The organism is Reyranella sp., assembly GCF_030651995.1.
In the GTDB taxonomy this organism is placed as follows: domain Bacteria; phylum Pseudomonadota; class Alphaproteobacteria; order Reyranellales; family Reyranellaceae; genus Reyranella.
Genome location: NZ_JAUSBN010000068.1, coordinates 1 through 23,757 on the forward strand (window position 1 = coordinate 1; position 23,757 = coordinate 23,757).

22 protein-coding genes are annotated in these 23,757 nt (G+C 66.0%); 12 read left to right on the plus strand and 10 right to left on the minus strand.

Translation table 11 applies throughout. The annotated features are described in order from the left end of the window. Together Q7V45_RS21145 and Q7V45_RS21150 are read right to left on the minus strand one after the other, a co-directional pair. Positions 1-725, minus strand: a 725-nt coding sequence (locus tag Q7V45_RS21145) for a low specificity L-threonine aldolase (RefSeq protein WP_304855790.1), incomplete at its 3' end; no start/stop codon positions are given. A 28-nt stretch (positions 726-753) separates the two neighbouring features. Then, entirely contained in the window at positions 754-1,092 is a 339-nt protein-coding gene (locus tag Q7V45_RS21150) for a DUF6476 family protein (protein WP_304855792.1), read from the minus strand. A 9-nt stretch (positions 1,093-1,101) separates the two neighbouring features. Between Q7V45_RS21150 and Q7V45_RS21155 the strand changes: the two genes are divergently transcribed. From Q7V45_RS21155 to Q7V45_RS21165, 3 genes are all read left to right on the plus strand, one after another. Then, positions 1,102-2,073 (plus strand): RluA family pseudouridine synthase, encoded by a 972-nt coding sequence (locus tag Q7V45_RS21155; RefSeq protein ID WP_304855795.1) that lies wholly within the window; start codon positions 1,102-1,104, stop codon positions 2,071-2,073. Positions 2,074-2,218: 145 nt separating this feature from the next. Continuing rightward, positions 2,219-3,139, plus strand: a complete 921-nt coding sequence (gene rpoH / locus Q7V45_RS21160) for an RNA polymerase sigma factor RpoH (RefSeq protein WP_304855797.1) — start codon at positions 2,219-2,221, stop codon at positions 3,137-3,139. Between the two features lie 53 nt (positions 3,140-3,192). After that, positions 3,193-4,041: an enoyl-CoA hydratase gene (locus Q7V45_RS21165; RefSeq protein ID WP_304855800.1), complete on the plus strand. Its 849-nt coding sequence runs from the start codon at positions 3,193-3,195 to the stop codon at positions 4,039-4,041. Positions 4,042-4,097: 56 nt separating this feature from the next. Here Q7V45_RS21165 and Q7V45_RS21170 read toward each other — a convergent pair whose 3' ends face one another. The 4 genes from Q7V45_RS21170 to Q7V45_RS21185 all read right to left on the minus strand — a co-directional run bounded on the left by Q7V45_RS21170 (position 4,098) and on the right by Q7V45_RS21185 (position 8,725). Then, a complete protein-coding gene (locus Q7V45_RS21170) occupies positions 4,098-5,084 on the minus strand; it encodes an NADPH:quinone oxidoreductase family protein (RefSeq protein ID WP_304855802.1) in 987 nt (328 codons plus the stop codon). A 110-nt stretch (positions 5,085-5,194) separates the two neighbouring features. Next, positions 5,195-6,097, minus strand: coding sequence for a transglutaminase domain-containing protein (locus Q7V45_RS21175; protein ID WP_304855804.1), 903 nt, complete (start codon positions 6,095-6,097; stop codon positions 5,195-5,197). A 49-nt stretch (positions 6,098-6,146) separates the two neighbouring features. Beyond that, positions 6,147-7,037, minus strand: a complete 891-nt coding sequence (locus Q7V45_RS21180; RefSeq protein ID WP_304855806.1) for an alpha/beta fold hydrolase — start codon at positions 7,035-7,037, stop codon at positions 6,147-6,149. Between the two features lie 14 nt (positions 7,038-7,051). After that, the gene (locus Q7V45_RS21185; RefSeq protein WP_304855807.1) at positions 7,052-8,725 is read right to left on the minus strand and encodes a thiamine pyrophosphate-binding protein; all 1,674 of its coding nucleotides are present in this window, start codon (positions 8,723-8,725) and stop codon (positions 7,052-7,054) included. 102 nt (positions 8,726-8,827) lie between these two features. Between Q7V45_RS21185 and Q7V45_RS21190 the strand changes: the two genes are divergently transcribed. Both Q7V45_RS21190 and Q7V45_RS21195 read left to right on the plus strand, forming a co-directional pair. Further along, positions 8,828-9,688 (plus strand): choline kinase family protein, encoded by an 861-nt coding sequence (locus Q7V45_RS21190; RefSeq protein WP_304855809.1) that lies wholly within the window; start codon positions 8,828-8,830, stop codon positions 9,686-9,688. Positions 9,689-9,728: 40 nt separating this feature from the next. Continuing rightward, positions 9,729-11,339 carry an ABC transporter substrate-binding protein gene (locus tag Q7V45_RS21195; protein ID WP_304855810.1) on the plus strand — a complete coding sequence of 537 codons (1,611 nt, stop codon included), beginning with the start codon at positions 9,729-9,731 and terminating at the stop codon, positions 11,337-11,339. Positions 11,340-11,632: 293 nt separating this feature from the next. Here Q7V45_RS21195 and Q7V45_RS21200 read toward each other — a convergent pair whose 3' ends face one another. From Q7V45_RS21200 to Q7V45_RS21210, 3 genes are all read right to left on the minus strand, one after another. After that, positions 11,633-11,893, minus strand: coding sequence for a hypothetical protein (locus tag Q7V45_RS21200; RefSeq protein ID WP_304855811.1), 261 nt, complete (start codon positions 11,891-11,893; stop codon positions 11,633-11,635). Positions 11,894-11,895: 2 nt separating this feature from the next. After that, positions 11,896-13,188, minus strand: coding sequence for an adenylosuccinate synthase (locus Q7V45_RS21205; protein WP_304855812.1), 1,293 nt, complete (start codon positions 13,186-13,188; stop codon positions 11,896-11,898). Between the two features lie 117 nt (positions 13,189-13,305). After that, a complete protein-coding gene (locus Q7V45_RS21210; RefSeq protein WP_304855814.1) occupies positions 13,306-14,469 on the minus strand; it encodes an ATP phosphoribosyltransferase regulatory subunit in 1,164 nt (387 codons plus the stop codon). A 107-nt stretch (positions 14,470-14,576) separates the two neighbouring features. Here Q7V45_RS21210 and Q7V45_RS21215 point away from each other — a divergent pair, with 107 nt between their 5' ends. The 6 genes from Q7V45_RS21215 to serA all read left to right on the plus strand — a co-directional run bounded on the left by Q7V45_RS21215 (position 14,577) and on the right by serA (position 21,167). Continuing rightward, positions 14,577-15,524 (plus strand): glycosyltransferase family 2 protein, encoded by a 948-nt coding sequence (locus Q7V45_RS21215; protein WP_304855815.1) that lies wholly within the window; start codon positions 14,577-14,579, stop codon positions 15,522-15,524. Then, positions 15,521-16,264, plus strand: a complete 744-nt coding sequence (locus tag Q7V45_RS21220; RefSeq protein ID WP_304855817.1) for a class I SAM-dependent methyltransferase — start codon at positions 15,521-15,523, stop codon at positions 16,262-16,264. The genes Q7V45_RS21215 and Q7V45_RS21220 overlap by 4 nt, the downstream gene beginning before the upstream one ends. 10 nt (positions 16,265-16,274) lie before the next feature. After that, positions 16,275-16,544: a cupin domain-containing protein gene (locus Q7V45_RS21225; RefSeq protein ID WP_304855819.1), complete on the plus strand. Its 270-nt coding sequence runs from the start codon at positions 16,275-16,277 to the stop codon at positions 16,542-16,544. Then, entirely contained in the window at positions 16,544-18,196 is a 1,653-nt protein-coding gene (locus Q7V45_RS21230; protein ID WP_304855821.1) for a hypothetical protein, read from the plus strand. The genes Q7V45_RS21225 and Q7V45_RS21230 overlap by 1 nt, the downstream gene beginning before the upstream one ends. 104 nt (positions 18,197-18,300) lie before the next feature. Next, entirely contained in the window at positions 18,301-19,464 is a 1,164-nt protein-coding gene (locus Q7V45_RS21235) for a phosphoserine transaminase (protein WP_304855823.1), read from the plus strand. A 119-nt stretch (positions 19,465-19,583) separates the two neighbouring features. Further along, entirely contained in the window at positions 19,584-21,167 is a 1,584-nt protein-coding gene (serA, locus tag Q7V45_RS21240; RefSeq protein WP_304855824.1) for a phosphoglycerate dehydrogenase, read from the plus strand. Positions 21,168-21,228: 61 nt separating this feature from the next. On the opposite strand, the gene Q7V45_RS21245 is transcribed toward serA, so the two are convergent. Further along, the gene (locus Q7V45_RS21245; RefSeq protein ID WP_304855826.1) at positions 21,229-22,986 is read right to left on the minus strand and encodes a sulfatase-like hydrolase/transferase; all 1,758 of its coding nucleotides are present in this window, start codon (positions 22,984-22,986) and stop codon (positions 21,229-21,231) included. A 103-nt stretch (positions 22,987-23,089) separates the two neighbouring features. Here Q7V45_RS21245 and Q7V45_RS21250 point away from each other — a divergent pair, with 103 nt between their 5' ends. Continuing rightward, positions 23,090-23,734: a TetR/AcrR family transcriptional regulator gene (locus tag Q7V45_RS21250; RefSeq protein ID WP_304855827.1), complete on the plus strand. Its 645-nt coding sequence runs from the start codon at positions 23,090-23,092 to the stop codon at positions 23,732-23,734. The last annotated feature ends 23 nt before the right edge of the window (positions 23,735-23,757 follow it).

Consider the following 23,757-nt stretch of genomic DNA (forward strand, 5'->3'; position numbering starts at 1 on the left):
CGCATCTTGGAGAAGAGGTGGCCGCTCCGCTTGCGGCGGAACTCGAACTCGCGCGCGAGGTCGGGATCGAAGAACACCACGACCTCGGCGGCCAGGGCACCGTTCTTGGTCGCGCCGAGGCTCAGCGCGTCGACGCCCGCCATCCAGGACAGTTCGGCGGCCGAGCAGCCGACGAAGGCGAGGGCGTTGGCGAAACGCGCCCCGTCCATATGCAGCTTGAGTCCATGGCGGTGGGCCGTCGTGGCGATCGAGACGACCTCGTCGGGACCGTAGACGGTGCCGCATTCGGTCGCCTGGGTGATGCTGACGGCGGCCGGCTGCGGATGATGCACGACGCCGTAGACCGGCTGGGCCAGCGCTTCGGCGAGCTTCTTCTGGTCGATCTTTCCGGCGGGGCCGGGAAGGGGGCAGAGTTTGGCGCCCGAGGTGAAGAATTCCGGCGCATTGGCCTCGTCGACGACGATGTGCGCCTCGGCATGGCAGTAGATGGAGCCCCAGGACGGCGTACAGCAGGACAGCGCCAGCGAGTTGGCGGCCGTGCCGGTCGCAACGGGGAAGGCGACGAGATCCGGCTTCTCGAAGATCTCGCGCAGGCGCCGCTCGACCCGATGGGTCCATTCGTCGGCGCCATAGGACGGCGCCGTGCCACCGCCGGAGAAGGCCCGCGTCACCGCCTCGAGGACGACGGGATGCGCGCCCACTTCGTTGTCGCTTCGGAAGTTCATGCCTGTCCTCGTGCGGATGTCGTTGAGCTCAGCGGCCGACGCCGGGCGGGAATTCGATCTTGCCCAGCAGGGCGCCGTTGCGCGGGTCGACGACATAGGCGGCAGGGCCGCCCGGGGTCTCGATGTGCACGACGAGGCGATCGCCCACGGCATTCATCGACACGACACGGGAGCCGGAGGGGAGGGCAATGCGTTCGGTGAAGCCATCGGCGGTCGCCGATGCTGGCGAACGGCCGGCGTTGGGCGTAGAGATGCGCCGGGCGATTTCGGCGACCGCGACGACGAAGCCCACCACGATCAGCAGGCCCATTCCGATTACCAGCACCTTCAGCCAGAGTGGTGCAGAGGCCTGAGCAGGGGACGCCAAGAAAACTCCATGAGCGACGCCGGTCGCCACACCGTGACCTTCGACGAGAGCGCCGCCGGCGAACGGCTGGACCGCGCGCTGGCTGATGCCTTGCCTGCCCTGACGCGAAGCCGCGTGAAGGCACTGATCGAGGGCCGCTGCGTAGCGCTTGCGGGAGGTCAGACGATAGAAGAGCCGTCCCGCAAGGTCAAAACGGGCGATGTGGTCATCGTCGATATCCCGGAGCCCGAACCGGCCGTTCCGCAGGCCCAGGACATGGCCCTGGAGATCCTGTTCGAGGACACGGATCTGCTGGTTCTGAACAAGCCGGCCGGGATGGTGGTTCATCCCGCCCCCGGGAATCCGGACCAGACACTGGTCAACGCCTTGCTGGCCCATTGCGGCGACAGCCTGTCCGGCATCGGCGGCGTGCGCCGGCCCGGCATCGTCCACCGGCTCGACAAGGACACGTCGGGGGTCATGGTCGTGGCCAAGAACGATGCCACCCACCATGCGCTTTCCAAGCTGTTCGCCGCCCACGATCTAGAGCGCATCTATACGGCCTTGGTCTGGGGCGCGCCCAAGGCTCCGCGCGGGACGGTCGAGGAGGCGTTGGGACGGCACCCGGTCGATCGCAAGCGCATGGCGGTGCGCAAGACGGGCGGCCGGGCCGCTTTCACCGAATATTGGCTGGAGAAGCGCTTCGGGTCGCCGCTGGCGCCGATCGCAAGTCTCGTGGGCGCCAAGCTTGGGACAGGCCGGACCCATCAGGTCCGTGTCCACATGGCTCATATCGGCTGCCCGGTGGTGGGAGATCAGGTCTACGGCCGCAAGTCCCGCAACGGCGGTGCACCCGAGGCGTTGAAAATGTTCCCTCGGCAGGCTCTTCACGCATCTGTGCTCGCCTTTCGACATCCAAAGACGGGGGAGAACGTAAGATTTGCCACAGAATTGCCTGAAGACTTCAGGAAGTTGGTGGGAACGCTGAACAGCGTTAAGTAAAACCCCTCAATACCTGAGGGGGTTACTAGGAATTAGATATTGACCCGAGGGCATTCCGACTTCTACAGTCGGATTTAGCAGTCGGGGGACGAGAGTGCTAAACACTCGTTCACCGGCGATCCCGCGTACGAAAGGGGGAGTAGCCATGAGTGTAGCCACCGCAAACCTTCCCGCCCTGCCGTCATCCCTGACGCCCGAGGGCAATCTCAGCCGTTACCTGTCGGACATCCGGAAGTTTCCCCTGCTGGAGCCGCAGGAAGAATTCATGCTGGCCAAGCGCTGGCGCGAGCACGGCGACAGCAAGGCCGCCCATCGCCTGGTCACCAGCCATCTGCGCCTGGTGGCCAAGATCGCCATGGGTTACCGCGGCTACGGCCTGCCGGTCGCCGAGCTGATTTCCGAGGGCAACGTCGGCATGATGCAGGCGGTCAAGCGGTTCGACCCGGACCGCGGGTTCCGTCTGGCCACCTATGCCATGTGGTGGATCCGCGCCTCGATCCAGGAATACATCCTGCATAGCTGGTCGCTCGTGAAGATGGGCACCACGGCGGCGCAGAAGAAGCTGTTCTTCAACCTGCGCAAGCTCAAGGGCCAGATGCAGGCCATCGAGGAGGGCGACCTTACGCCCGAGCAGGTGACCAAGATCGCCACCCGCCTCGGCGTGCCCGAGGAGGAGGTGGTGAACATGAACCGCCGCCTCGCCGCGCCCGATTCGTCGCTCAACGCCCCGGTGAAGGCTGAGGGCGACATGGAGTGGCAGGACTGGCTGGTCGACGATTCGCCGAACCAGGAAGCCCGGCTGGGCGAGAGCCAGGAGCTGGGCCAGCGCAAGGGCATGCTCGCCGCGGCCCTGAAGCAGCTCACCGACCGCGAGCGCCACATCATCGTGGAGCGGCGTCTGGTCGACGAGCCGAAGACGCTCGAGGACCTGTCGTCCAAGTACGGCATCAGTCGCGAGAGGGTTCGCCAGATAGAGGTGCGCGCCTTCGACAAGCTGCAGAAGGCCATGAAGAACATGGTCGTCGAGGCGGCGGCCCGGCCGACGACCCAGCCGGCGCGCGGCTGAGCGACGAGGAACGTTTCGTACGGTAGGCTCCCGGAAACATCCGGGAGCCCGCCATGACGACGTCGCCGATCCTCTACGAGACCCTGCCGGGCGGAATCGCCCGCATCGTCCTCAACCGGCCCGACACACGCAACGCCCAGGACACGGCGTTTCTCTACGCGCTGAACGAGGCCTTCGACCGCGCCGCCCACGACGACACGGTGAAGGTGATCGTGCTGTCAGCCAACGGCCCGCACTTCTCCTCGGGTCATGACCTGCGCGAAGTCGACGGGCATGGCAACATGTCCAAGCATGACACGGTTGGGACCTGGGGTGGCTTCGGCAAGCCCGGCGCCGAGGCGCAATACGCGCGCGAGCAGGAGATCTACCTCGGTTTCTGCGAGCGCTGGCGCAACATTCCCAAGCCGACGCTGGCACTGGTCCATGGCAAGGTGATGATCGGCGGGCTGATGCTGATGTGGCCCTGCGACCTCATCGTCTGTTCGGAGGACGCCGAGTTCCTCGACCATTCGGTGGCCATGGGCGTGGGTGGCGCCGAGTTCTTCGCCCATCCCTGGGAGATGGGCATCCGCAAGGCCAAGGAGTTCCTGTTCACCGCCGACTGGATAAAGGCGGCCGAGGCGCATCGCCTGGGCATGGTGAACCATGTCGTGCCGCGCGCCGAACTCGAACCTTTCGGCCTGGCGATGGCCGAGCGCATCGCCCAGAAGCCGCTGTTTGCGTTGAAGCTGGTGAAGCAGGCCATCAACGCGGCGCAGGACGCACAGGGCCGGGTCGGCGCCATGCAGACCTCGTTCGCGCTCCACCATCTGGCCCATGCCCACAACATGCTGGCGCACGGCAAGCTGGTCGACCCGACCGGCCTGATGCCGGCCATCAAGAAACACGAGAAGGCGACCTAGGACGCCAACCCGAGATCCAGAAGAAGTTCCTGGCCCGCCGCGTTGTTACGGCGGCGCTAGCCTATGCTCGGATCGACCACCAGAATGGTCTTGCCCGTTCCGTCACCGGAGAGCGCATACTCGAGCGCTTCGCGGTATTCGCCGAACGGGAAGGTTCTGCCGACCGGCACGTCGAGTTCGCCCTTCGCGACCCAGGCGAGCAGCTCCTTGAGGTCGCAGGCGGCGGCGTCGGCCTCGAACACGGCGCCGAACTGACGATAGTCTACGCCGACGAGGGCTGCTCCTTTGAGGAGTGGCAAATTCACCGGCAGGGCCGGAATGTCGCCCCCAGCAAAGCCTACAATGAGGTAGCGCCCGCCCCATCCAAGCGACCGGAACGCAGGCTGCAGCAAGGGGCCACTGACCGGATCGAAGACGACGTCGACGCCGTTCGGGGACACTGCCTTCAGCCTCTCCCGCCATCCGTCAACGACTCGGTCGAGGGTCGCTCCTGCGCCTGCCTCTTCAACGACGACGCGCTTCTGCGCGGTCGAGGCGACACCGATGACGTTCGCGCCGAGTAACCGACCGACCTGGACTGCAGCCAGTCCGACTCCGCCGGCAGCGCCGATCACCACCAGGGTCTCCCCAGCTTTCAGTGCAGCGCGATCGCGAAGGCCGTGCAGGGCCGTGCCGTAGTTGACACGAAAGCCGGCGGCCTGGTTCATGCTCATCCGGTCAGGTATGCGGCTGACGGCCCGTTCGGGGGCAATCGCGTACTCTGCAAACCCGCCGCGCGCCTGCGCCAGGACACGCTCTCCTATTGCGACTCCCGTGACCCCTGCCCCCAGCGCATCCACCAAGCCCCCGATCTCGGCACCGGGCACGTGAGGCAGGGACGGCTTGACCTGGTAGCGGCCCAGCGCAACCAGGGCATCGACGAAACCGACCCCGCAGGCAGCAACCCTGATACGAACTTCGCCCTCGCCCGGCTGGGGCGCAGGCAGGTCGACCGGGGAATAGTTGTCGATGGAGCTGAGATCAGCGGTCTGTACGGCCTTCATTGAGACGAACCTTCGATTTGAGAAATCCGGCTATGCCTTGCAGGCTGTGTTTGACGATGTTGAGCGGCCGCTGCATGAGCGCGCCCACCCCTGATCCTGATACAGCCGGGCTAATAGCGCACTTCGATCTCGGTTTGGCCGTGGAGGGGCGAAAAGCTCCTGATCAAAGCGGGCACGATCAACCCGTCACGGCCATACGCCGCCTGGATTGCCGCCAGCTCATCCGAACTTGCGAGTACCGCTGCCAAATCGTCGAGGAACGGCATTTCTTCATGCGGCAATGCGTCGATGGGCATCCGATCAGCAAGGCCCCAATAGTCCCACGGAAGCACCTCGACCTTGTTGAGAGCGGCGAGATCCCGCAGGAGGCTGCCGCGGATGAACCAGAGACCCTGGATTCCGATGCTCGGGACGCCAAAGCGATCGGGAACCGCCTGTCCACTACGCGCCAGTCGCCAGGCATTCGAGGCGACTAGAAATTCGTCGCAGCTCAGGTCGAGCTCGTTCGCTGTAACACCGACCTTCGACTTGACGACTGGATCGACGTTGGCATCGACGAGCAGCCAGCGCCTTTGGGTTTCATCCCAGTATTCGCAGACGCAGTGGTCGCTATATGAGTCCGGGTTTTTCGAGAAGTATGTCGCAAAGCCGAAGCGTATCCGCGCCGGTATCCCGAGATGGCGGAGCATCGAGCACAGGAGCAGTGCGTAGTCGCGGCAACTGCCGACGAACCGGGCGGCAGGTTCGCGCGCCTGCAGCAGCGGTCGTCCATCCTTTGCGAGAAGCCGTTCGAGGATATTCGAGAGATAGCGGGCGTCGACTTCACCAAGGCGGTCGCGGTCTGCGAGCGCTAAGCCGTAGAGGCCGACGAAGTCCTTGTCGACGATGAGTCCCTGGACGCTCCTGACGAGCGCTGAAACCTCCAACGGCAGACCGGCATAGAGGTGTGCATGCTGGCCTGGATCCGTCGCTTTGCCGTTGGCGCGGTAGTAGGCGAGGAGACCCGGTTGCATTCGGGAATCCTATCACACTCTGATCAGGCAAAGAGGCGCCAGCTCGGAATCATCCCACGCGGTAGCCGATCCGCTCGAAGAACTTCGCGATCTCCGCGGCGGCGAGATCGGGCTGCTCGTAGTGAACGAAGTGGCCGGCATCTTCCGCAATGCCGGCTTCCACGTCCTGGAAGTAGTTTCCGACGACGTCGATCCAGGCCGACTTCAGCACCGGGTCGTGGCGGCCCCAGAGGACGCGCGCGGGCTGGGTGATCATGGGCGGCTTGGGCGCTGTTCCGGCCATGACCGCGAGGCGGCCGGCGTTCTGCGAGATGTACCAGTTGAAGCCGCCCTGGAGGTTGCCGGGGCGCAAGAAGTTGTCGACCCAGCGCTCCAGCACGCCGTCGAACGCGTCCTTGCGATGGCACCAGTGGGTCAGGAAATGCCGGAAGTAGGCCCGGCATGTGTCTCGCGAGGCCCCGACGATGGCGGGCGCGAACGGCATCTGGTGGAAGGTCTGGTACCAGATCTCGTTGATCTGTTCTGGGTCGCGCCAGCGCGCGCCGACGCCGTGGGTGCCGCAGTTGAAGAAGAAGAGCCCGGCCACCCGGTCGGGATGCCGGATCGCCAGCCGCTGCATCACATAGGCGCCGACATCGTGGCCGACGAAGCCCGCCCTGGCGATGCCCAGCCGGTCGAGGAGGGCCACGATATCGTCGGCCAGCACGTCGGGGCCGGCCTGGTCCGAAGCTCCCAGGGTGGGGTTGCCGCTCTCGCCGAAGCCGCGGAAGTCCGGAGCGATCAGCCGGAAGCGATCGGGCAGCCGTTCGAACATCGGCTCCCAGGTCGCCCAGAATTCCGGCCAGCCGTGCAGAAGGAACAACGGCGCGCCTCTGCCGGCTTCGGCCACGTGGGTCGGAAAGCCGCGCGTCTCGACGTAAGCGTGCCTGACCTCGCGCATGATGCGCCTCCTCGTCAGCCCTTCTTCACCATGGCCTCGATCAGCGTCGGCCCGTCGGTCCGCGCCAGCGCCCGGTCGAGGGCGGCGTCGAAGCCTTCCGCCGTGTCGACCCGCTCGGCCGGCAGACCGAAGCCCTCGGCGATCTTGGCGATGTTCATCGGCGGATCGTTGAAGTCCATGCCGATCGGCGTGTCGTTGCCGTGGAACAGCTTCAGCCGGTTCTTGAGGATCTGGTAGCCCTCGTTGTTGGTGATCAGGAAGATTACCGGCAGCTTCTGGTTGGCCGCGCTCCAGATCGCCGAGATCGAGTACATGGCGCTGCCGTCGCCGATCACGGCCACGACGCGGCGCTTCGGCTCCGCGATCTGCACGCCAACCGCGGCGGCGATGCCCCAGCCGATGCCGCCGCTCACATTGCCGAAGAAGCTGTTGCGGTCGCGGAAGGGGAAATAGCTCGGCAAGGTCGCGGTGCTGGTGAGGCCTTCCTCGACGATGATGGCGTCCTTTGGCAGCTTGTCGCTGAGACGCATCATGAGCCATTCGGCGGGCAGGGGGCTGGTCGTGGGCGTCGCGACCTTGGCTGCCTTCTGCGCGCGCTGGGCGCTCCAGTTGCGCGTCGCAATCTCGGCGAGCGACGCCTTGGCCTGTTCGGCGAGCTTGGCGCCGCCCAGCTTCTTCAGCAGCGGCACCAGAGCCTTGAGCGTCTCCTTCACATCGGCGCGCAGCGCGATCTCGGCCGGGAAGTTCTTGCCCATCTCCCAGTCGCGCAGGCCGATCATCGCCACCTTGGTGGTCTCGGGCAGTGGCTCGGTCTCGCTCCACACCGACATCTTCAGCACGTCGGAGCCGACGCAGAGCATGAGGTCGTAGTCGGAGAGGATGCGGCGCACGTACTTCTGGTCGCGGTTCAGCGCGCCGAGATAGGCGGGATGCTCGGAGGGGAAGTGGGCGCCCCAGGCCACGGTCTGTTGCAGCACCGGCGCGCCCAGCGTCTCGGCGAGCTCGGCGGCCTCAGCGAAGGCGTCCGACGTGGCGATCTCGTGGCCGGCCAGGATCACAGGCTTCTTCGCCGAGAGCAGGCGCCTGGCGAGCTGTTCCAGTGCGGCGTCGCTCGGGCGCACCGCCGTGTCGACGCGGGTCACCTCGCCCATGTCGATGGCGGCTTCGTTGTTCAGGATGTCGCCTGGCAGCGAGATGAAGACCGGGCCGGTCGGCGCGGTCATCGCGACCTTGGCGGCGCGGCGCAGGATGCGCGGCAGGTCCTCGATGCGGTTGACCTCGGTCGCCCATTTCACGACCGGCTGGGCGATCGGCACCAGCGGCGCGTAGAGCAGGGGCTCGGTGAGCCCGTGGCCCTGTTCCTGCTGGCCGGCGGTCACGATCATCGGCGTGCCCGACATCATCGAGGTGTAGATCGACCCGATGGCGTTGCCGAGGCCGGGCGCGACGTGGACGTTGCAGGAGACCAGCTTGCCGGAGGCCCGCGCATAGCCGTCGGCCATGGCGATCACGACGGCTTCCTGGAGGGCCAGCACGTAGCCCATCTCCGGAGCCGAGGAGAGCGCATGCATGATCGGCAGCTCGGTCGTGCCGGGATTGCCGAACATCTTGGTGACGCCCTCGTCCTTCAGCACGCGCAGGAAGGCATCGCGGCCGGTGATGGTGTTGGGGACGTTTACGTCGGGCATTCATTTCCTCCTCGAGAAGGGCATGAGGGTAGCGTGCCGCCGAGGCTCGTGAAATGATCGAGTACATGACGGTTGGAAGACCACGCGCGATGCGAAAAGCCCGTGACTGATCTCGAACGGAGAATCGCCGGCCTGACGTGTTGGCGCGGCCCGGTGAAGATGGCGCCGCTGCTGGGCGGGCTGACCAACCTGTCATACGTCGTCGAAGACGCGGGCGAGAAGTTCGTCGTGCGCATCGGCGACGACATTCCGGTTCATCACGTCTTCCGCGATCGCGAGCGTGCCGCGTCGATCGCCGCCCACGCCGCGGGCCTGTCGCCTGAGGTCGTCCACACCGAGGCCGGCATCCTCGTGATGCGCCACGTCGACGGGCGGACCTTTGCCGAAGCCGATCTGCGCGCGAACATCCCGCGCCTCGTGCCACTGCTCCGGAAGTGCCATCGTTCCGTCGGCACGCATTTCGCCGGTCCCCCGAACTTCTTCTGGGTCTTCCACGTGATTCGCGACTACGCGCGCACGATCGCGGGTTCGGCGAGCCCGTTTGCCGTCGACGTGCCGCGCTTCCTCGAGGCGAACCGGGTGCTTGAAGCGGCACAGGTGCCGATGCCCATCGTCTTCGGCCATCACGACCTTCTGCCGGGCAACGTGATGGACGATGGCAGCCGCCTCTGGCTGATCGACTGGGAGTATGGCGGCTTCGGCACTTCCCTGTTCGACCTGGCCAACCTGTCGGCAAACGGCGCCTTCGGCGATGCCGAGGATGAGGCGCTCCTGGATGCCTATTTCGAGGGCAAGGTCCCGGCCGACCTGCGCCGCGCCTTTCAGGCCATGAAGGCGGCCAGTGCCTTGCGTGAAGCCATGTGGGCCATGGTGTCCGACATTCACCTGCAGATCCCCGGCGCCGACTACAAGGCGCATGCGCGGGACTATCTCCAGCGCTTCGAGGAATTGATGGCCCGCTGATTGCATGTCGCTTCCGGGGACTGACTTCAGGAGCACATGCATGAGCCTTCGCCGATTCCGTCTCGCCGTGGCACTGGCCGCCGCGTCCCTGCTGCCGCTGTCAGCCGCGCAGGCGCAGGAGAAAACGCTGCGCATCGCCATGACGGCGTCGGACATCCCGACGACCACGGGCATGCCGAACAACGGCTTCGAGGGCATGCGCTTCCTCGGTTTCCCGATCTTCGAGGGCCTGATCCTGTTCGACCTTTCGAAGTCGGATCAGCTCGCAACCTTGCGGCCGGGTCTTGCCGAGAGCTGGAAGCAGGCACCCGACGACAAGAAGACCTGGATCTTCAATCTGCGTAAGGGCGTGAAGTTCCACGACGGCACCGACTTCAACGCCGACGCGGTGATCTGGAATCTCGAGCGCATCTTCAACAAGGACAGTGCGCAGTTCGAGGCAAACTCGGCCGGAATCATGCGCTCCCGCGTGCCGATTCTCGCGGGCTACAAGAAGATCGACGACAACACCGTGGCGCTCACCACGACCGTCGTTGCCTCGTATTTCCCGTGGATGGTGCCCTACATCCTCACCGCCTCGCCCACACAGTGGGAAAAGGCCGGCAAGGACTGGAACAAGGTCGGCGCCGCCGGCGGCGCCGGCACCGGACCGTTCAAGATCACCAAGGTCGTGCCGCGCCAGTCGGTCTCGCTGGGCCGCAACGATGGCTATTGGGATGGCGGAAAGAAGGCCAAGGTCGACGCGATCCTGCTCTTGCCAATCCCGGAGGCCAACACGCGCCTGGCGGCGCTGCGCTCGGGGCGGGTCGACTGGATCGAGGTGCCGCCGCCGGACGGTATCCCGTCGCTGAAGCAGGCGGGGTACGTGATCTCGACCAACTCCTACCCGCACGTCTGGCCGTGGTTCTACAACATGGCCGCCAAGAACAGCCCGCTGGCCGACGTCCGTGTGCGCCAGGGGCTGAACTACTGCATCGACCGCAATGCCATCGTCACGATGCTGAACGGCACCGCCGAGCCCTCCGTCGGCTGGCTGAAGCCCACGGATGCCGCGTTCGGCAATCCCCAGAACCGCTACACGTTCGATCCGGCGAAGGGCAAGAAGCTGCTGGCAGAAGCCGGCTTCACGCCGCAGAAGCCGCTCTCCTTCAAGGTGATGATCTCGACCTCGGGCTCGGGTCAGATGCTGCCGTTGCCGATGAACGAGGCGTTGCAGGAGAATCTGAAGCAGGCCTGCGGCGTCGACATCCAGGTCGATGCCGTCGAATGGCAGGTGCTGCTGAACGCCAGCCGCGCCACGCCCGATGCGCCGTCGCTCAATGGGGCGATGGCGCTGAACGTGAGTTCGCCGTCCAGCGATGTCGGCATGATGTACCGCTACTTCGCCGCGGCTAATTTCTCGCCGATGGGATCCAACTTCGAGCAGTGGAACGACGAGAAGTTCGAAACGGCGCTCAAGACCCTGGCCGAGGCGACGGACGAGGCGACGATCCTGCAGAACTTCAAGGTGGCGCACGAGCGGCTGGTCGACAACCCGCCCTGGCTCTACATCGTGCACGACCTGAACCCGCGCGCCTTCAACAAGAACGTCCAGGGCTTCGTCCCGGCGCAGTCCTGGTTCGTCGACCTGACGAACGTCAGTTTGAAGTAGGTTAGAGTCGTCGTCCTGAGCGGAGCGCCGCAGGCGCGTAGTCGAAGGACCTCTTTTCCGTCACCCGATCCGTTGAAAGTAAAAGAGGCCCTTCGGCTACGCTGCGCTCCGCTCAGAGTTTGTGATTTAATTCGACGCCGAGCAAAACGGTGCGGCGACGAGCAACAAAAGATTCTCCCGACCGGGCAACAACGACTGATGCCGAATCATCACGGCAGCCCTACGATTCTAAAGTTACCTTGCACTTTAGAATCACCGAAAGAATCACAAGCTCTCAGGGCGACGGAGTATCGTCAACGCACGCAGAGCTTCGGGATCTTCGACAGAACCTCGATCGAGCAGACCTCGGTCGGGAACAGCGCCCAGACGGCGGCGAGGATGACGGCCAGGAAGATGAAAGGCCGCAGGACGCGAAACACCACCGGCAGGAGCAGTTGCAGTACCCAGTAGCCGACGAGCAGGCCGACGACCACCGCGAGCACGCGGTACTGCATGCTCCAGCTGTCCCATGGGCCGAGATTCGCGCGGGCGAGCAGTTCGTTGAGGTATTCCACGATCAGTCGCGGAACGGATCGGTCATCAGGATCGTGTCCTCGCGCTGCGGGCTGGTGCTGAGTAGCGCCACCGGGCAGCCGACCAGTTCCTCTATGCGCCGCACGTACTTGATGCAGGTCGCCGGCAGCTCGGCGAAGGAACGCGCCCCCTGGGTGCTTTCGCTCCAGCCCTCGAACTCTTCCCAGATCGGCTTCAGCCTGGCCTGCGCGCCCATGGTGAAGGGAAAGCGCTCGATGCGCTTGCCGTCGAGTTCGTAGCCGACGCAGACCTTGATGACCTCCTCGCCGTCGAGCACGTCGAGCTTGGTGAGGGCGATTCCGTCGATGCCGTTCAGCTTCACCGCCTGGCGCACCATGACCGCATCGAACCAGCCACAGCGGCGCCGGCGGCCCGTATTGGTGCCGAATTCCTTGCCGCGATCGCCCAGGCGCTGGCCGATCTCGTCGGTCAGCTCGGTGGGGAAGGGGCCGTCGCCGACGCGCGTCGTATAGGCCTTGGCGATGCCAAGCACGTAGCCGACCGAACCGTTGCCCATGCCGCTGCCGATCATGGCTTGCGCCGCCACCGTGTTGGACGAGGTGACGTAGGGATAGGTGCCGTGGTCGATGTCGAGCATGGTGGCCTGGGCGCCCTCGAACAGGATGCGCTTGCCGGCAGCGCGCAGCCCGTCGAGGCGCTCCCAGACGTCTTCCGCGAAGGGCAGGATCTTTGGCGCAAGCTCGAGCAGCTCGGCGGTCAGCTTGGCGGCGTCGATCTGCGGCTGGCCCAGCCCCTTGCGCAGGGCATTGTGATGCGCGAGCAGCGTGTTGACCTTGAGCGGCAGCATGTCCGGCTCGCCGAGATCGCCCACGCGGATGGCGCGGCGGCCGACCTTGTCCTCGTAGGCGGGGCCGATGCCGCGCCGCGTGGTCCCGATCCGGATGATGTCGGGCGCATCCTCCCGCCACCCGTCGAGGTCGCGATGGAGTGGCAGGATGAGAACGGCATGGTTGGCGATCTTCAGGCTGTCCGGCGTCACCGACAGGCCCTGAGCGGTGACCTTCTTGACCTCGTCGAGAAAGTGCCAGGGGTCGATCACCACACCGTTGCCGATGATCGAGAGCTTGCCCGGGCGCACCACACCGGACGGCAGCAGTGCCAGCTTGTAGGTCTGGTTGCCGATGACCAGCGTATGGCCGGCATTGTGACCACCCTGGAAGCGCACCACGACCTCGGCGCGCTCGCTCAGCCAGTCGACGATCTTGCCCTTGCCTTCGTCGCCCCACTGGGCGCCGATCACTGCCACATTGGCCATTGCATTATCCTTCGGCCGGTTCCCTTCACACACGAAAACGCCTCCCCGGGGCCGGTTCCGGAGAGGCGTGATGTCGGATAGCACTTCCCCCCGCCCGGAGCGAGGCGAAATCCATCCTCAGAGGGGAACGGCCTGTCCGTCGATCAGGGCGTGGCTACAGCGCAGCCGCTTTGCTTCGTCACGCGGCTCGGATGCTGCGACCACGGCGCGCACGACGGCATAGCCCTTTGCCTGCCAGAACGACGCCTCGTCCCACCGCGTTCCCATCCCGACATAGAGCCGAGGCCGTTCCGGCGGCGGCTCGGAGGCCGCCAGCACGGCGTCCATGTAGACGGTGAAACCGGTCGCCGGTTCGCTGACGCCGTCCTCGGGATAGCCTGCGGAATAGCGCCCGCCTCGCGCCAGCTCCTCGCGGCCCTTGAGGGCGAAGACGGAGAAGGAGACGCCCGTCTGGTACTCAAGGCCGCGATACTCGACCGGATCGATCGTCAGCGGCAGGTCGGGCTCGGCGGCGACGATGAGCGTCACGACGTCGGCGAGCCGGGCAGCCTCCGCAGCGGCCGCCTCCGGCAGCTCCAGGGCGGCGAGCTGGGCGATGCCCTTGTCGGCAGGCCCGGCGGCGCGCAGGAGGCCGGCGAATAGATCCGCCACCTTCTTGTCGTCGGCAGCCTTGGCGATGCCGCCTTCGTCCTTGCGATCGAGCGCCCGCCGCAGGCGGTTCAGCGCCTCGCCGGACTGCTTCAGGCCGTTCGCCACCGCGGCGACCAGAGTCGGCAGGTTGAGATCGACTGTCAGATCGGAAACGCCGATGGTGCGTAGAGTATCGACCGACAGCAGGACGGCTTCGGCATCCGCTTCCGCGCTGTCGACGCCGATCAGCTCGGTGCCGACCTGGGCGAACTGCCGCTCGGGCTTGAGCGCGCTGCCCCGGACGCGGATCACGTTGCCGCCGTAGGACAGGCGCAGCGGCCGGGGTTCGTGCTTCAGGCGGGTCACGGCGATGCGCGCGACCTGGACGGTCATGTCCGGCCGCACGCCCATCATGCGCTGCGAGACCGGGTCCATGAGGCGGAAGGTCTGGGAGGCGAGCGCGGCGCCCGGTCCGCCCAGCAGCGATTCCTCGAATTCGACCAGAGGCGGCTTCACCCGCTCGTAGCCGAACGCGGCGAAGCGCTCGATGGCGACGTCGATGGCGCGTGCTTCACGCGCCGCGTCGGGAGGCAGCAGGTCGGCGAGGCCTGCCGGCAGCAGGCCGCGATGGTCGTTGTCATTTGACGTCATGGTGCCGCTTGATAGCCGATTGCGTCGTCCTTGGGGAGACGGGCAGGCGGGAGGGGCCGCTCGTTTTCCCGTCGCGCATGGGTTATTGCTCCACCGCTATGAGTTCCATGCCCCGTCCGGCCGTTTCCGTGGTCGCGCCCTGCTACAACGAGCAGGACGCGCTGCCTGAATTCCTGCGCCGGGTCGGCGCCGTCCTGGACGGCATCGGCAGTTCCAGTGAAATCGTGCTGGTCGACGACGGGTCGCGCGATCGCACGTGGGATGTCCTGGCGGAAGCGGCCGGCCGCGATCGGCGCATCGTCGCCGTGCGCCTTATGCGCAACCATGGCCATCAACTCGCCCTCACGGCCGGGCTTTCGGTATGTCGCGGCGAGCGCATCCTGATCATTGACGCCGACCTGCAGGATCCGCCCGAATTGCTACCCGACATGATGGTGCTGATAGATCAGGGGGCCGACGTGGTCTACGGCCAGCGGCGCCAGCGCGAGGGCGAGAGCCTGTTCAAGCGCGTCACCGCCGCCGCCTTCTATCGCCTGATCGCCCGCCTGACCGACGTCCAGATCCCGCCCGATGCCGGCGACTTCCGCCTTGTGACACGTCGGGTGCTCGACCTGTTGCTTGCCATGCCCGAGCGCCATCGGTTCATTCGCGGCATGGTGGCTTGGATCGGCGGACGGCAGGTGCCATTGGTCTACGACCGCCACGCGCGGGTGGCGGGCGAGAGCAAGTATCCGATCGCCAAGATGGTCCGCTTCGCCGCCGACGCGATCACGTCTTTCTCCGTCGTGCCGCTGATGGCCTCGATGACCATCGGCTGGATCATGGCGGCATTGGGCTTCGGCTTCTTCATCTACTCGATCGTGGGCTGGTGGGGCGGCCACACGCTGCCGGGCTGGACCTCGCTGATGGCCGCGGTCGGCCTGCTGGGCGGCATGCAGTTCCTGATGCTGGGCATCATCGGCGCCTATCTCGGCCGCCTCTACGACCAGAGCAAGGGACGGCCGCTGTTCATGATCCGTGACATCGTCGGTGGCCCGAACGGGGAGCCGCCGTGAGCGCGCCCGATCCGCAATCCTGGTCGGGCGAGCCGGCGGAGTTCGACGACTACGCAGCCGAGTACGAGGGCGGCCTCGACAATCCCATCAAGCGCTTGTTGGGCAGCTCGCCCGACCAGTTCATCGCAGTGAAGGCGCGCTGGCTGCTGCGCCAGGAACCTGCGCTGCACACCGGCGGGCTTTCAGTGCTGGACTATGGCTGCGGCGTCGGCAGCCTGATGCGCGTCCTGATCGGGCTCGGCGCCAAGGGCGTGTTCACCGGTTGTGACATCTCGACCGGCATGCTGCGCCAGGTCGAGAAGCGCTGGCGGCGCGACCTGGGCGCGCCGCCGCAACTGGCCCCGCAGCAGGGCGCCCGCACGCCCTTCGCCGACGCAAGCTTCGACATCGTCATGGTCAGCGCCGTGCTGCATCACGTCCCGCTCGCGGATCGGCCGGCGGTCTATGCCGAGCTCGGTCGCGTGCTCAAGCCGGGCGGCCGCATCTACGTCTTCGAGCACAATCCCCGAAATCCGCTGGTGCGGTATGTCACGGCCCGCACGCCGATCGACCAGAACGCCATTCTGCTCGACGCGACCGAGGTGCGGCACGGCTTGCTCGACGCGGCGCGCTACACGCTCGATACCGACTACCTGATGTTCATGCCGCCTGGCCTCGCCTTCCTGCGGGGCGTCGATCCCCTGCTGGCCTGGCTTCCGATGGGGGGGCAGTATGCCATCAAGGCACGCAAGGCGGCTTGAGGAGGGATGGATGGATCGCCAGGTTTTCGAGACCGAGCTACAGCGTGACGGCTACGACGAGATCGTCACCGGCACGACCCAGGGGCCCAAGCACAACGCCGAGCACAGCCATCCCTACGACGTGAAGGCGATGGTGGTGGAGGGCGCGATCACGCTCGCCTGGGAAGGCAAGACGCATGTCTTCCGCCCCGGCGAGGTCTTCACCATGGCCCGCGGCTGCCCGCACACCGAGACGTTCGGCCCGGAAGGCGCCGTGACGCTGGTCGGCCGCAAGCACTAGTGACGAGGACGGCGCCAGCCTGGCAGCTCCTGCTGGCGTTCGTACTGTCGCTGGCGGTGCTCTGCGGCCTGATCGGCTGGCTGCAGAACGTCCACATCATCAGTTCGAACGGGATGTACAAGAGCATCCAGGCCGAGCCCTGGATCGCGAGCCCATCGACCGCGCGGCTCGACCCGTCGAACTATCTGTTCTTCCCGCTCTATGGCATCAGCGCTCGATTGCTCGACATGCTCGGCATCCTGCGTGGCGTTCCGTGGAAGCAGTTCGCCTATCTCAATGCCTTCTGGGCGAGCCTCGGCACGGTCGTCGTCTATGCCTTCGTCCATCGTCTGACAGGGAGGGCCGCTGTCGCCGCATTGTCGTCGGTGTTCCACCTGGGGTGCGGCTTCGTGCTGCTGCTGTCGGTCATCAGCGAAGACATCATGCCGGGCTACGTGCTGGTCCTCGGTTCGATGGCGCTGGCGGGGCTGTGGTTCGACCGGCCGACATGGAAGCGCATCGCGGTGGTCGGCGTGCTGTTCACGCTGGGCTGGCTGATCGAATGGCGGCTGATGTTCCCGACCCTGCCGGCGCTCGTGCTGGCGCTGCTGGTGGCGCCGGAACCGATCGGGCGGCGCCTCGGCCATGTGCTCGTGCTGGTGGCGTCGATCCTCGCGACGTCGGGCATCGTCCAGCTCTCCTGGGAAGGACACAACGGCGCCATCGGCCTGCACGACATCCTGTGGACCGGGAAGGGCGTCGCCACCGGCTGGGCGGGGCTGAGCTGGGACAAGGCCTGGATGATGCTGTCCGGGATCGGCAATTATTTCCTGCTGGTCGGCGGCTACGTCGATCCGCGCTCGGCGCGCGAGGCCCTGTTGCCGCTGTCGCTTGCCGTGCTCGCACAGGCCGCGATCTTCGTCGCGAGCGTGATCCTGTTGTGGCCACGCCGTCACGAGCCGCGACTGCGCGCGGTCGCCATCGTCTTCCTCGGCACATTGGGAGCGGGGCAGGTCCTGAACTTCTATTCTCAGCCGCAGGATCCGCAGATGCAGCTCAACGTCATGCCGTGGCTCACCGTGGCCTGGGCGCTGCTGCTCGCAGCGCTGCTGCCGTCGCGCCGTGGCATCGCCATCATGCTCGCGGTCCTGTCGTTCGCGCCGTTCGCCTGGAACGTCGCGGCGCTCGCCAAGTGGCGCGGCGACGACCCGCGCTGGCTCGCGGCGACGGCGGCGCTGGAGAAGCGCTTTCCGCCCGACTCGAGCGTGTTCCTCTATTTCGGCTACGAGCCGATCACGACGTGGAAGTACGCGCTGTGGAGCCGCGCCTGGGATTGGGACAACAAGGTCGCGATCCCGCCGGCACCCTCGGCAGAGCCGAAATTCAAGTGGATCGCCGTCAATGCCGGTGCGATCCGCCATCCCGGCTGGACGGGAGCCGAGCACGCGGCGGCACTCAAGCGCGACATCGAACTGGCACTGGATCGCGGCTATCGCGTCATTGTCTCCGACATGTGGGCCTGGTCGCCCGATGTGCTGGCGGCCTATCTCGGCACCGTTGCCGCCGCCGGGCGCACTGATGCGATCTACCGCATGCTGCATGACGACTTCCGCGCGACCGAGGCGTTCAGGGATCAGACCGGCGGCACCTATTACGAGTTGCAGCGCCGCTGAGTCGACGCGCGACAATCTCTCCACATTGACGGCGCGCCGGCCGGCCCGTATATCGGCCGCGGGCCACGCTCCCCCACCGGAGTGCATTTCTTCTGTAAGGGAGAATGACAATGACGAAGCCGTCTCTGCGTCCCGCGCGCCCCGATTTTTCTTCGGGCCCCTGCGCCAAGCGTCCGGGTTGGACACCGGAAGTTCTCAAAGATGCCGCCGTCGGGCGGTCCCACAGGTCGAAGCTCGGCAAGAAGAAGATCGTCGAGGCGGTCGACCGCACGCGCGCGATCCTCGGCATTCCGGCCGACCATCGCATCGCCATCGTTCCCGCCTCCGACACCGGCGCGGTCGAGATGGCGCTGTGGTCGCTGCTGGGCGCCCGCCCGGTCGACATGCTGACCTGGGAAAGCTTCGGCGAGGGCTGGGTCACCGACGTGGTGAAGCAGCTCAAGCTCAAGGACACCCGCACGCTCAAGGCGCCCTATGGGCAGATCGCCGATCTCAAGGCGGTCGACTGGACGCACGACGTCGTCTTCACCTGGAACGGCACGACCTCCGGCGTGAAGGTGCCCAACGGTGACTGGATCGCCGACGACCGCGAGGGCCTGGCGATCTGCGACGCCACCTCGGCCGTGTTCGCGATGGACCTGCCGTGGGCCAAGCTCGATGTCGTGACCTGGTCCTGGCAGAAGGTGATGGGCGGCGAGGGGGCGCATGGCATGCTCGTCCTGTCGCCGCGCGCCATCCAGCGGCTCGAAAGCTACACCCCGGCCTGGCCGATGCCGAAGATCTTCCGCCTGACCTCGGGCGGCAAGTTCTCCGAAGCCATCTTCAAGGGCGACACGATCAATACGCCGTCGCTGCTCTGCATCGAGGACGCGATCGACGGCCTGAAGTGGGGCGAGGGCGTTGGTGGGCTCAAGGGCCTGATGGCGCGCTCCGAGGGCAATCTCGGCGTGCTGGAAAAGTTCGTCGAGTCACGGCCCTGGGCGGCCTTCCTGGCGGCCGACAAGGCGATTCGCTCCAACACCTCGGTGTGCCTGGTGATCAAGGCGCCGTGGTTCACGGCATTGCCTGCCGACAAGCAGGCCGCGGCGGCCAAGAAGATGGGCGACCTGCTGGAGACCGAGAAGGCGGGCTACGACGTCGGTTCCTACCGCGATGCCCCATCGGGCCTGCGCATCTGGTGCGGCGCCACCGTCGAGAAGAGCGATCTCGAGGCGCTGCTGCCGTGGCTCGACTGGGCCTACGGCGAGATCGAGCGCGAATTTTCATAGCCGGGGGCGCGTCACTCAAGGGCGAAGGTTACTTCGCCCGAAGTGACGCGTCTTCCTGTTGAATCCTGATCGCGCCACTGGAGTGGCGCGCCCCCAGCACAAGAATTTGGAGTCATTCCATGGCAAAGCCCAAGGTTCTCATTTCTGATGAGCTGTCCCCCCGCGCCGTCGAGATCTTCTCGGAACGTGGCTGCGACGTCGATTTCAAGCCGGGCCTGAAGCCGGCCGAGCTGCGCGAGATCATCGGCAACTACGAAGGCCTGGCGATCCGCTCGGCCACCAAGGTGACGGCCGAGGTTCTGGCCGTGGCCAAGAAACTCAAGGTCGTGGGCCGGGCCGGCATCGGCGTCGACAATGTCGACATCAAGGCCGCGACCTCGCACGGCGTCGTCGTGATGAACACGCCGTTCGGCAACGCCATCACCACGGCCGAGCACGCCATCGCGCTGATGTTCGCCGTTGCGCGCCAGGTGCCGGAGGCCAATGCCAGCACCCAGGCCGGCAAGTGGGAAAAGAACAAGTTCATGGGCACCGAGCTCAGCTTCAAGACGCTGGGCCTGATCGGCTGCGGCAACATCGGCTCGATCGTCGCCGAGCGTGCCATCGGCCTGAAGATGCGCGTCGTGGCCTACGACCCGTTCCTGAGCGACCAGCGCGCCACCGAGCTCGGTGTCGAGAAGGCGACGCTGGAGCAGGTGCTGGCCCGCGCCGACTTCATCACCGTGCACACGCCGCTCACAGAGCAGACCAAGAACATCCTCTCCCGCGCCAACCTGATGAAGACCAAGAAGGGCGTGCGCATCGTCAATTGCGCGCGCGGCGGCTTGGTCGACGAGCTGGCGGTGCGCGACCTGCTGGTCTCGGGCCACATCGCGGGCGCTGGCTTCGACGTATTCGTCGAGGAGCCGGCCAAGTCGAACGTCCTGTTCGGCGCGCCAAACCTCGTCTGCACGCCGCATCTCGGCGCCTCGACGGTGGAAGCGCAGGAGAACGTGGCCCTGCAGGTCGCCGAGCAGATGGCCGACTATCTGCTGACGGGTGCCGTGACCAACTCGCTCAACATGCCGAACGTCTCGGCGGAGGATGCGCCCAAGCTGGCGCCGTTCCTCGACCTCGCCGAGAAGCTGGGCTCGTTCGCGGGCCAGCTCACCGACACCGACATCAAGGCCGTCTCGATCGAGTACGAGGGCCAGGTCGCGAGGCTCAACGTCAAGCCGCTGACACAGGTGGCGCTGATGGGCGTGCTGCGCCCGCAGCTCACGTCGGTCAACATGGTCAACGCGCCGGTCATCGCCCGCGAGCGCGGCATCGAGGTGGCCGAGGTCAAGCACGAGCGCGAGACCGACTACAATTCGATGATCCGCCTCTCTGTCACGACCGAGAAGTACACGCGCTCGGTCACGGGTACGCTGTTCGGCGGCAAGCATCCGCGCATCGTCGAGATCAAGGGCATCGAGATCGACGCCGAGTTCGCGCCGCACATGCTCTACATCACCAATGACGACAAGCCGGGCTTCATCGGCCGCCTCGGCACGCTGCTGGGCGAGGGCAAGGTCAACATCGCCACCTTCCATCTCGGCCGCGACACGCCGGGCGGATCGGCGATCGCACTTGTCCAGGTCGACCAGCCGATCTCCGAAGACCTGATGGGCAAGATCGTCGGCATCGAGGGCGTGGTGCAGGCCAAGGTGCTGGGCTTCTAGGCCGACCGGCGGTGTGGGCGCGACCGGGTCGCGCCCACCGGAACGACCGTACCTCCCGGCGTCAGAGATCGATCTGGTCGAGGCCCCAGGTGATGCCGGCGATGTCGGGCAGTTCGCGCCCGTCATCTTTGCCGATCTCCGTCTTGATCAGCACCGACAGCTTGCCGTTCATGGTCACGATGAGCTCGGCGTTGGCCTTGCGGTCGACCGCGAGGTTGTTGATCTCCGCCGGATCCGCGGCGAGATCGTAGAGTTCGACGTCGTTCCACCTGAACAGCTCGTCGATCGTCGCGGGATCGTTATGGTCGAGCGGTGAGAAGTAGCGCGTGAACCGGTAGCGGCCGTCGAAGGCGGACCGGACATGGCCGCGCTTCTTGAGATCGGGCCGGAACCCCTGCCGCTTGGCTTCCTCCTTCGGGTCCTTGCCGGCCATGGCCGCCCTGGCTGCGAAGTCGAAGACCGAAGAATCGTTGCTGGCGAGGCCGCTGTAGGTGAACAGGGTCGCAGGCCGCGCGGCGTCGAGCGCCTGGCTGGCCGGATTGGCAAGCAGCGGCGACAGGTCCTTGCCCGGCAGGACCTGCCCTACGAATTCCGCGGCGCGATCGGCTTTCACGCCCGCCATGGAGAACATGGTCGGCAGCAGGTCGATATGGCTGCTGAGCGACCGGCACTGCTGGCCGCCCTTGACGTCGGGATGCACGACGTACAGCGGCAGGTGATTCGTCTGCTGGTAGGCGAACGGGCCCTTGCCGCGCAGACCGTGCGCGCCGGCCATCTCGCCATGGTCCGACGTGAAGATGACGATCGTGTTCTGGTCGAGCTGCAGCGCCTCCAGCTCGGCAAGCAGCGCCTCGATCGAGCGGTCCACGTTGCGGATGCAGTTGAGGTAGTAGTCGTTGAAGCGCCTCCAGCGCGCTTCCTCGGGCTGAATGTGACCCAGGATATGGTCCCAGACGCGATCGAACTCGCCATGCGCCCTGGGACGACCCGGCGCGTCGAACGGCTGGCGCAGAGTGTCGGGAACGGAAACGTCCCAGGTCGCCTGGTAGAGCTTGTGCTCGGGGGCCCGGGCGGCCTGGAGGCGCAGCTTGCCGGTATCCTGCAGGCTTTCGCCCCGCGCGTCGGTGTTGAAGTACATGACGTCGTGGGGGTTCACGAAGCTCACATACATGCACCAGGGCTTGCCGTCGTCACTCAGCGGGCGGCCCTTGGTGCGCAGCCAGTTGATGGCGCTGCCGGCCGTGATGTGATCGAAGCTGTAGCCGCCCAGCGTGTGGCCGATCAGGTCGCCCGGCGAGAAATTGTCGGCAAAGCCGTATTTCTCCATGTGAGGCGTCATGAACTTGTCGACGGAACCCGTGTCGAAGTCCCGGCTCAGGTGCCACTTGCCCTTGTAGGCGGTGTAGTAGCCCGCCTTGCGCAGCATCTGTCCGGAGGTCGGCACCGCCAGGTCGCGCATCCAGGGCACATCGAGATTCTCGAACATGCCGTTGTTCGCGGTCTGCAGGCCGGTCACGATCACCGACCGGGACGAGGTGCACATCGTCGCCGGGCACTGGTGGTTGGTGAAGGTCGTCCCCGTGCGTTCCAGGCGCTCGTGGCCCGGCAGCGACAGGCCCTTCGGCCACTTGTCGTGGAAGCGTTCCTGATCGGTGAAGACGAACAGGATGTTCAGAGGCCCGCGGCTGCGTGAAACCGCGGGGGCCGTGCCCTGCGCCTGCGCGATCTCGACGGGCGCGGCAAGCAGGGAGGCCGACGCCACGGCGGCGGAGGATTTCAGGAAGGTGCGTCGTGTCGTCGTCTTCTGGGGGATGGTCATGGCTCGGAGCCCTGGTTCGGTGATCGCCGCAAGTGGCGGCCAAAATTGAATGCACCCTCCAAATTTGAGCGACAAGTTAAAAAAATGTAATCAGGACCGCGACATGAAGAAGCTCCCTCGACCGCGGCGAGAGGCGCCTGTTGTCAGGCCGCCGAAGCGCGAGCGCACGCGGCGCCAGATCATCGAGGCTGCAATCGAGGTGATGGCGGAGCAGGGGCCGTCAAAGGCGGCCGTCCAGGAAATCGCCGCGCGCGCGAAAGTGACGACGGGCACGTTCTACAATCATTTCACGAGCAAGGCGGAGATCGTCGAGGCGGTCGCCGGGTGGTTCTCGACCACGATGCTGGAGGGCGCGCAGGAAACCCGCCTGGCTTTTCACAGCGGCGCCGAGCTGATGGTCGATGGTTGCCGGCGCTATCTCCGGATCGCCCGGGAAAGCCCCCCGACGGCGATGTTGATCCTCGAACTCGCAACGACATCGCCCCGGATGCTGCAGGCGATCGGCAGGTTCGTGCTGGCCGATGTGAGGTTGGGCGTCCGCCAGAAGGAGTTTACGATCTTCGGCGAGCAGGCGGCCGTGGACCTCGTTCATGGCTACATCATGCTCGCCATGCGCCACATTGCGTCCCGTCAGCCGCCGTCGAGCTACGAGCGCTCGGTCATCGCGACCATTCTCCAGGGCCTCGGATTGCCGTCGCAGCGGGCGCTGGCCCTGGCCGACGGAAAGGCGGGCCGCGGAAAGTCTTGATCGCCGGATCGGCCTGCAGGACG

Coding starts and splice junctions, on each gene's coding strand:
- Q7V45_RS21235 (WP_304855823.1), top strand. CDS start 18,301: ATGACAATGACGAAGCCGTCTCTGCGTCCCGCGCGCCCCGATTTTTCT.
- Q7V45_RS21195 (WP_304855810.1), top strand. CDS start 9,729: ATGAGCCTTCGCCGATTCCGTCTCGCCGTGGCACTGGCCGCCGCGTCC.
- Q7V45_RS21205 (WP_304855812.1), bottom strand. CDS start 13,188: ATGGCCAATGTGGCAGTGATCGGCGCCCAGTGGGGCGACGAAGGCAAG.
- Q7V45_RS21155 (WP_304855795.1), top strand. CDS start 1,102: ATGAGCGACGCCGGTCGCCACACCGTGACCTTCGACGAGAGCGCCGCC.
- Q7V45_RS21245 (WP_304855826.1), bottom strand. CDS start 22,986: ATGACCATCCCCCAGAAGACGACGACACGACGCACCTTCCTGAAATCC.
- Q7V45_RS21225 (WP_304855819.1), top strand. CDS start 16,275: ATGGATCGCCAGGTTTTCGAGACCGAGCTACAGCGTGACGGCTACGAC.
- Q7V45_RS21215 (WP_304855815.1), top strand. CDS start 14,577: ATGCCCCGTCCGGCCGTTTCCGTGGTCGCGCCCTGCTACAACGAGCAG.
- Q7V45_RS21175 (WP_304855804.1), bottom strand. CDS start 6,097: ATGCAACCGGGTCTCCTCGCCTACTACCGCGCCAACGGCAAAGCGACG.
- serA (WP_304855824.1), top strand. CDS start 19,584: ATGGCAAAGCCCAAGGTTCTCATTTCTGATGAGCTGTCCCCCCGCGCC.
- Q7V45_RS21165 (WP_304855800.1), top strand. CDS start 3,193: ATGACGACGTCGCCGATCCTCTACGAGACCCTGCCGGGCGGAATCGCC.
- Q7V45_RS21180 (WP_304855806.1), bottom strand. CDS start 7,037: ATGCGCGAGGTCAGGCACGCTTACGTCGAGACGCGCGGCTTTCCGACC.
- Q7V45_RS21185 (WP_304855807.1), bottom strand. CDS start 8,725: ATGCCCGACGTAAACGTCCCCAACACCATCACCGGCCGCGATGCCTTC.
- Q7V45_RS21210 (WP_304855814.1), bottom strand. CDS start 14,469: ATGACGTCAAATGACAACGACCATCGCGGCCTGCTGCCGGCAGGCCTC.
- rpoH (WP_304855797.1), top strand. CDS start 2,219: ATGAGTGTAGCCACCGCAAACCTTCCCGCCCTGCCGTCATCCCTGACG.
- Q7V45_RS21170 (WP_304855802.1), bottom strand. CDS start 5,084: ATGAAGGCCGTACAGACCGCTGATCTCAGCTCCATCGACAACTATTCC.
- Q7V45_RS21250 (WP_304855827.1), top strand. CDS start 23,090: ATGAAGAAGCTCCCTCGACCGCGGCGAGAGGCGCCTGTTGTCAGGCCG.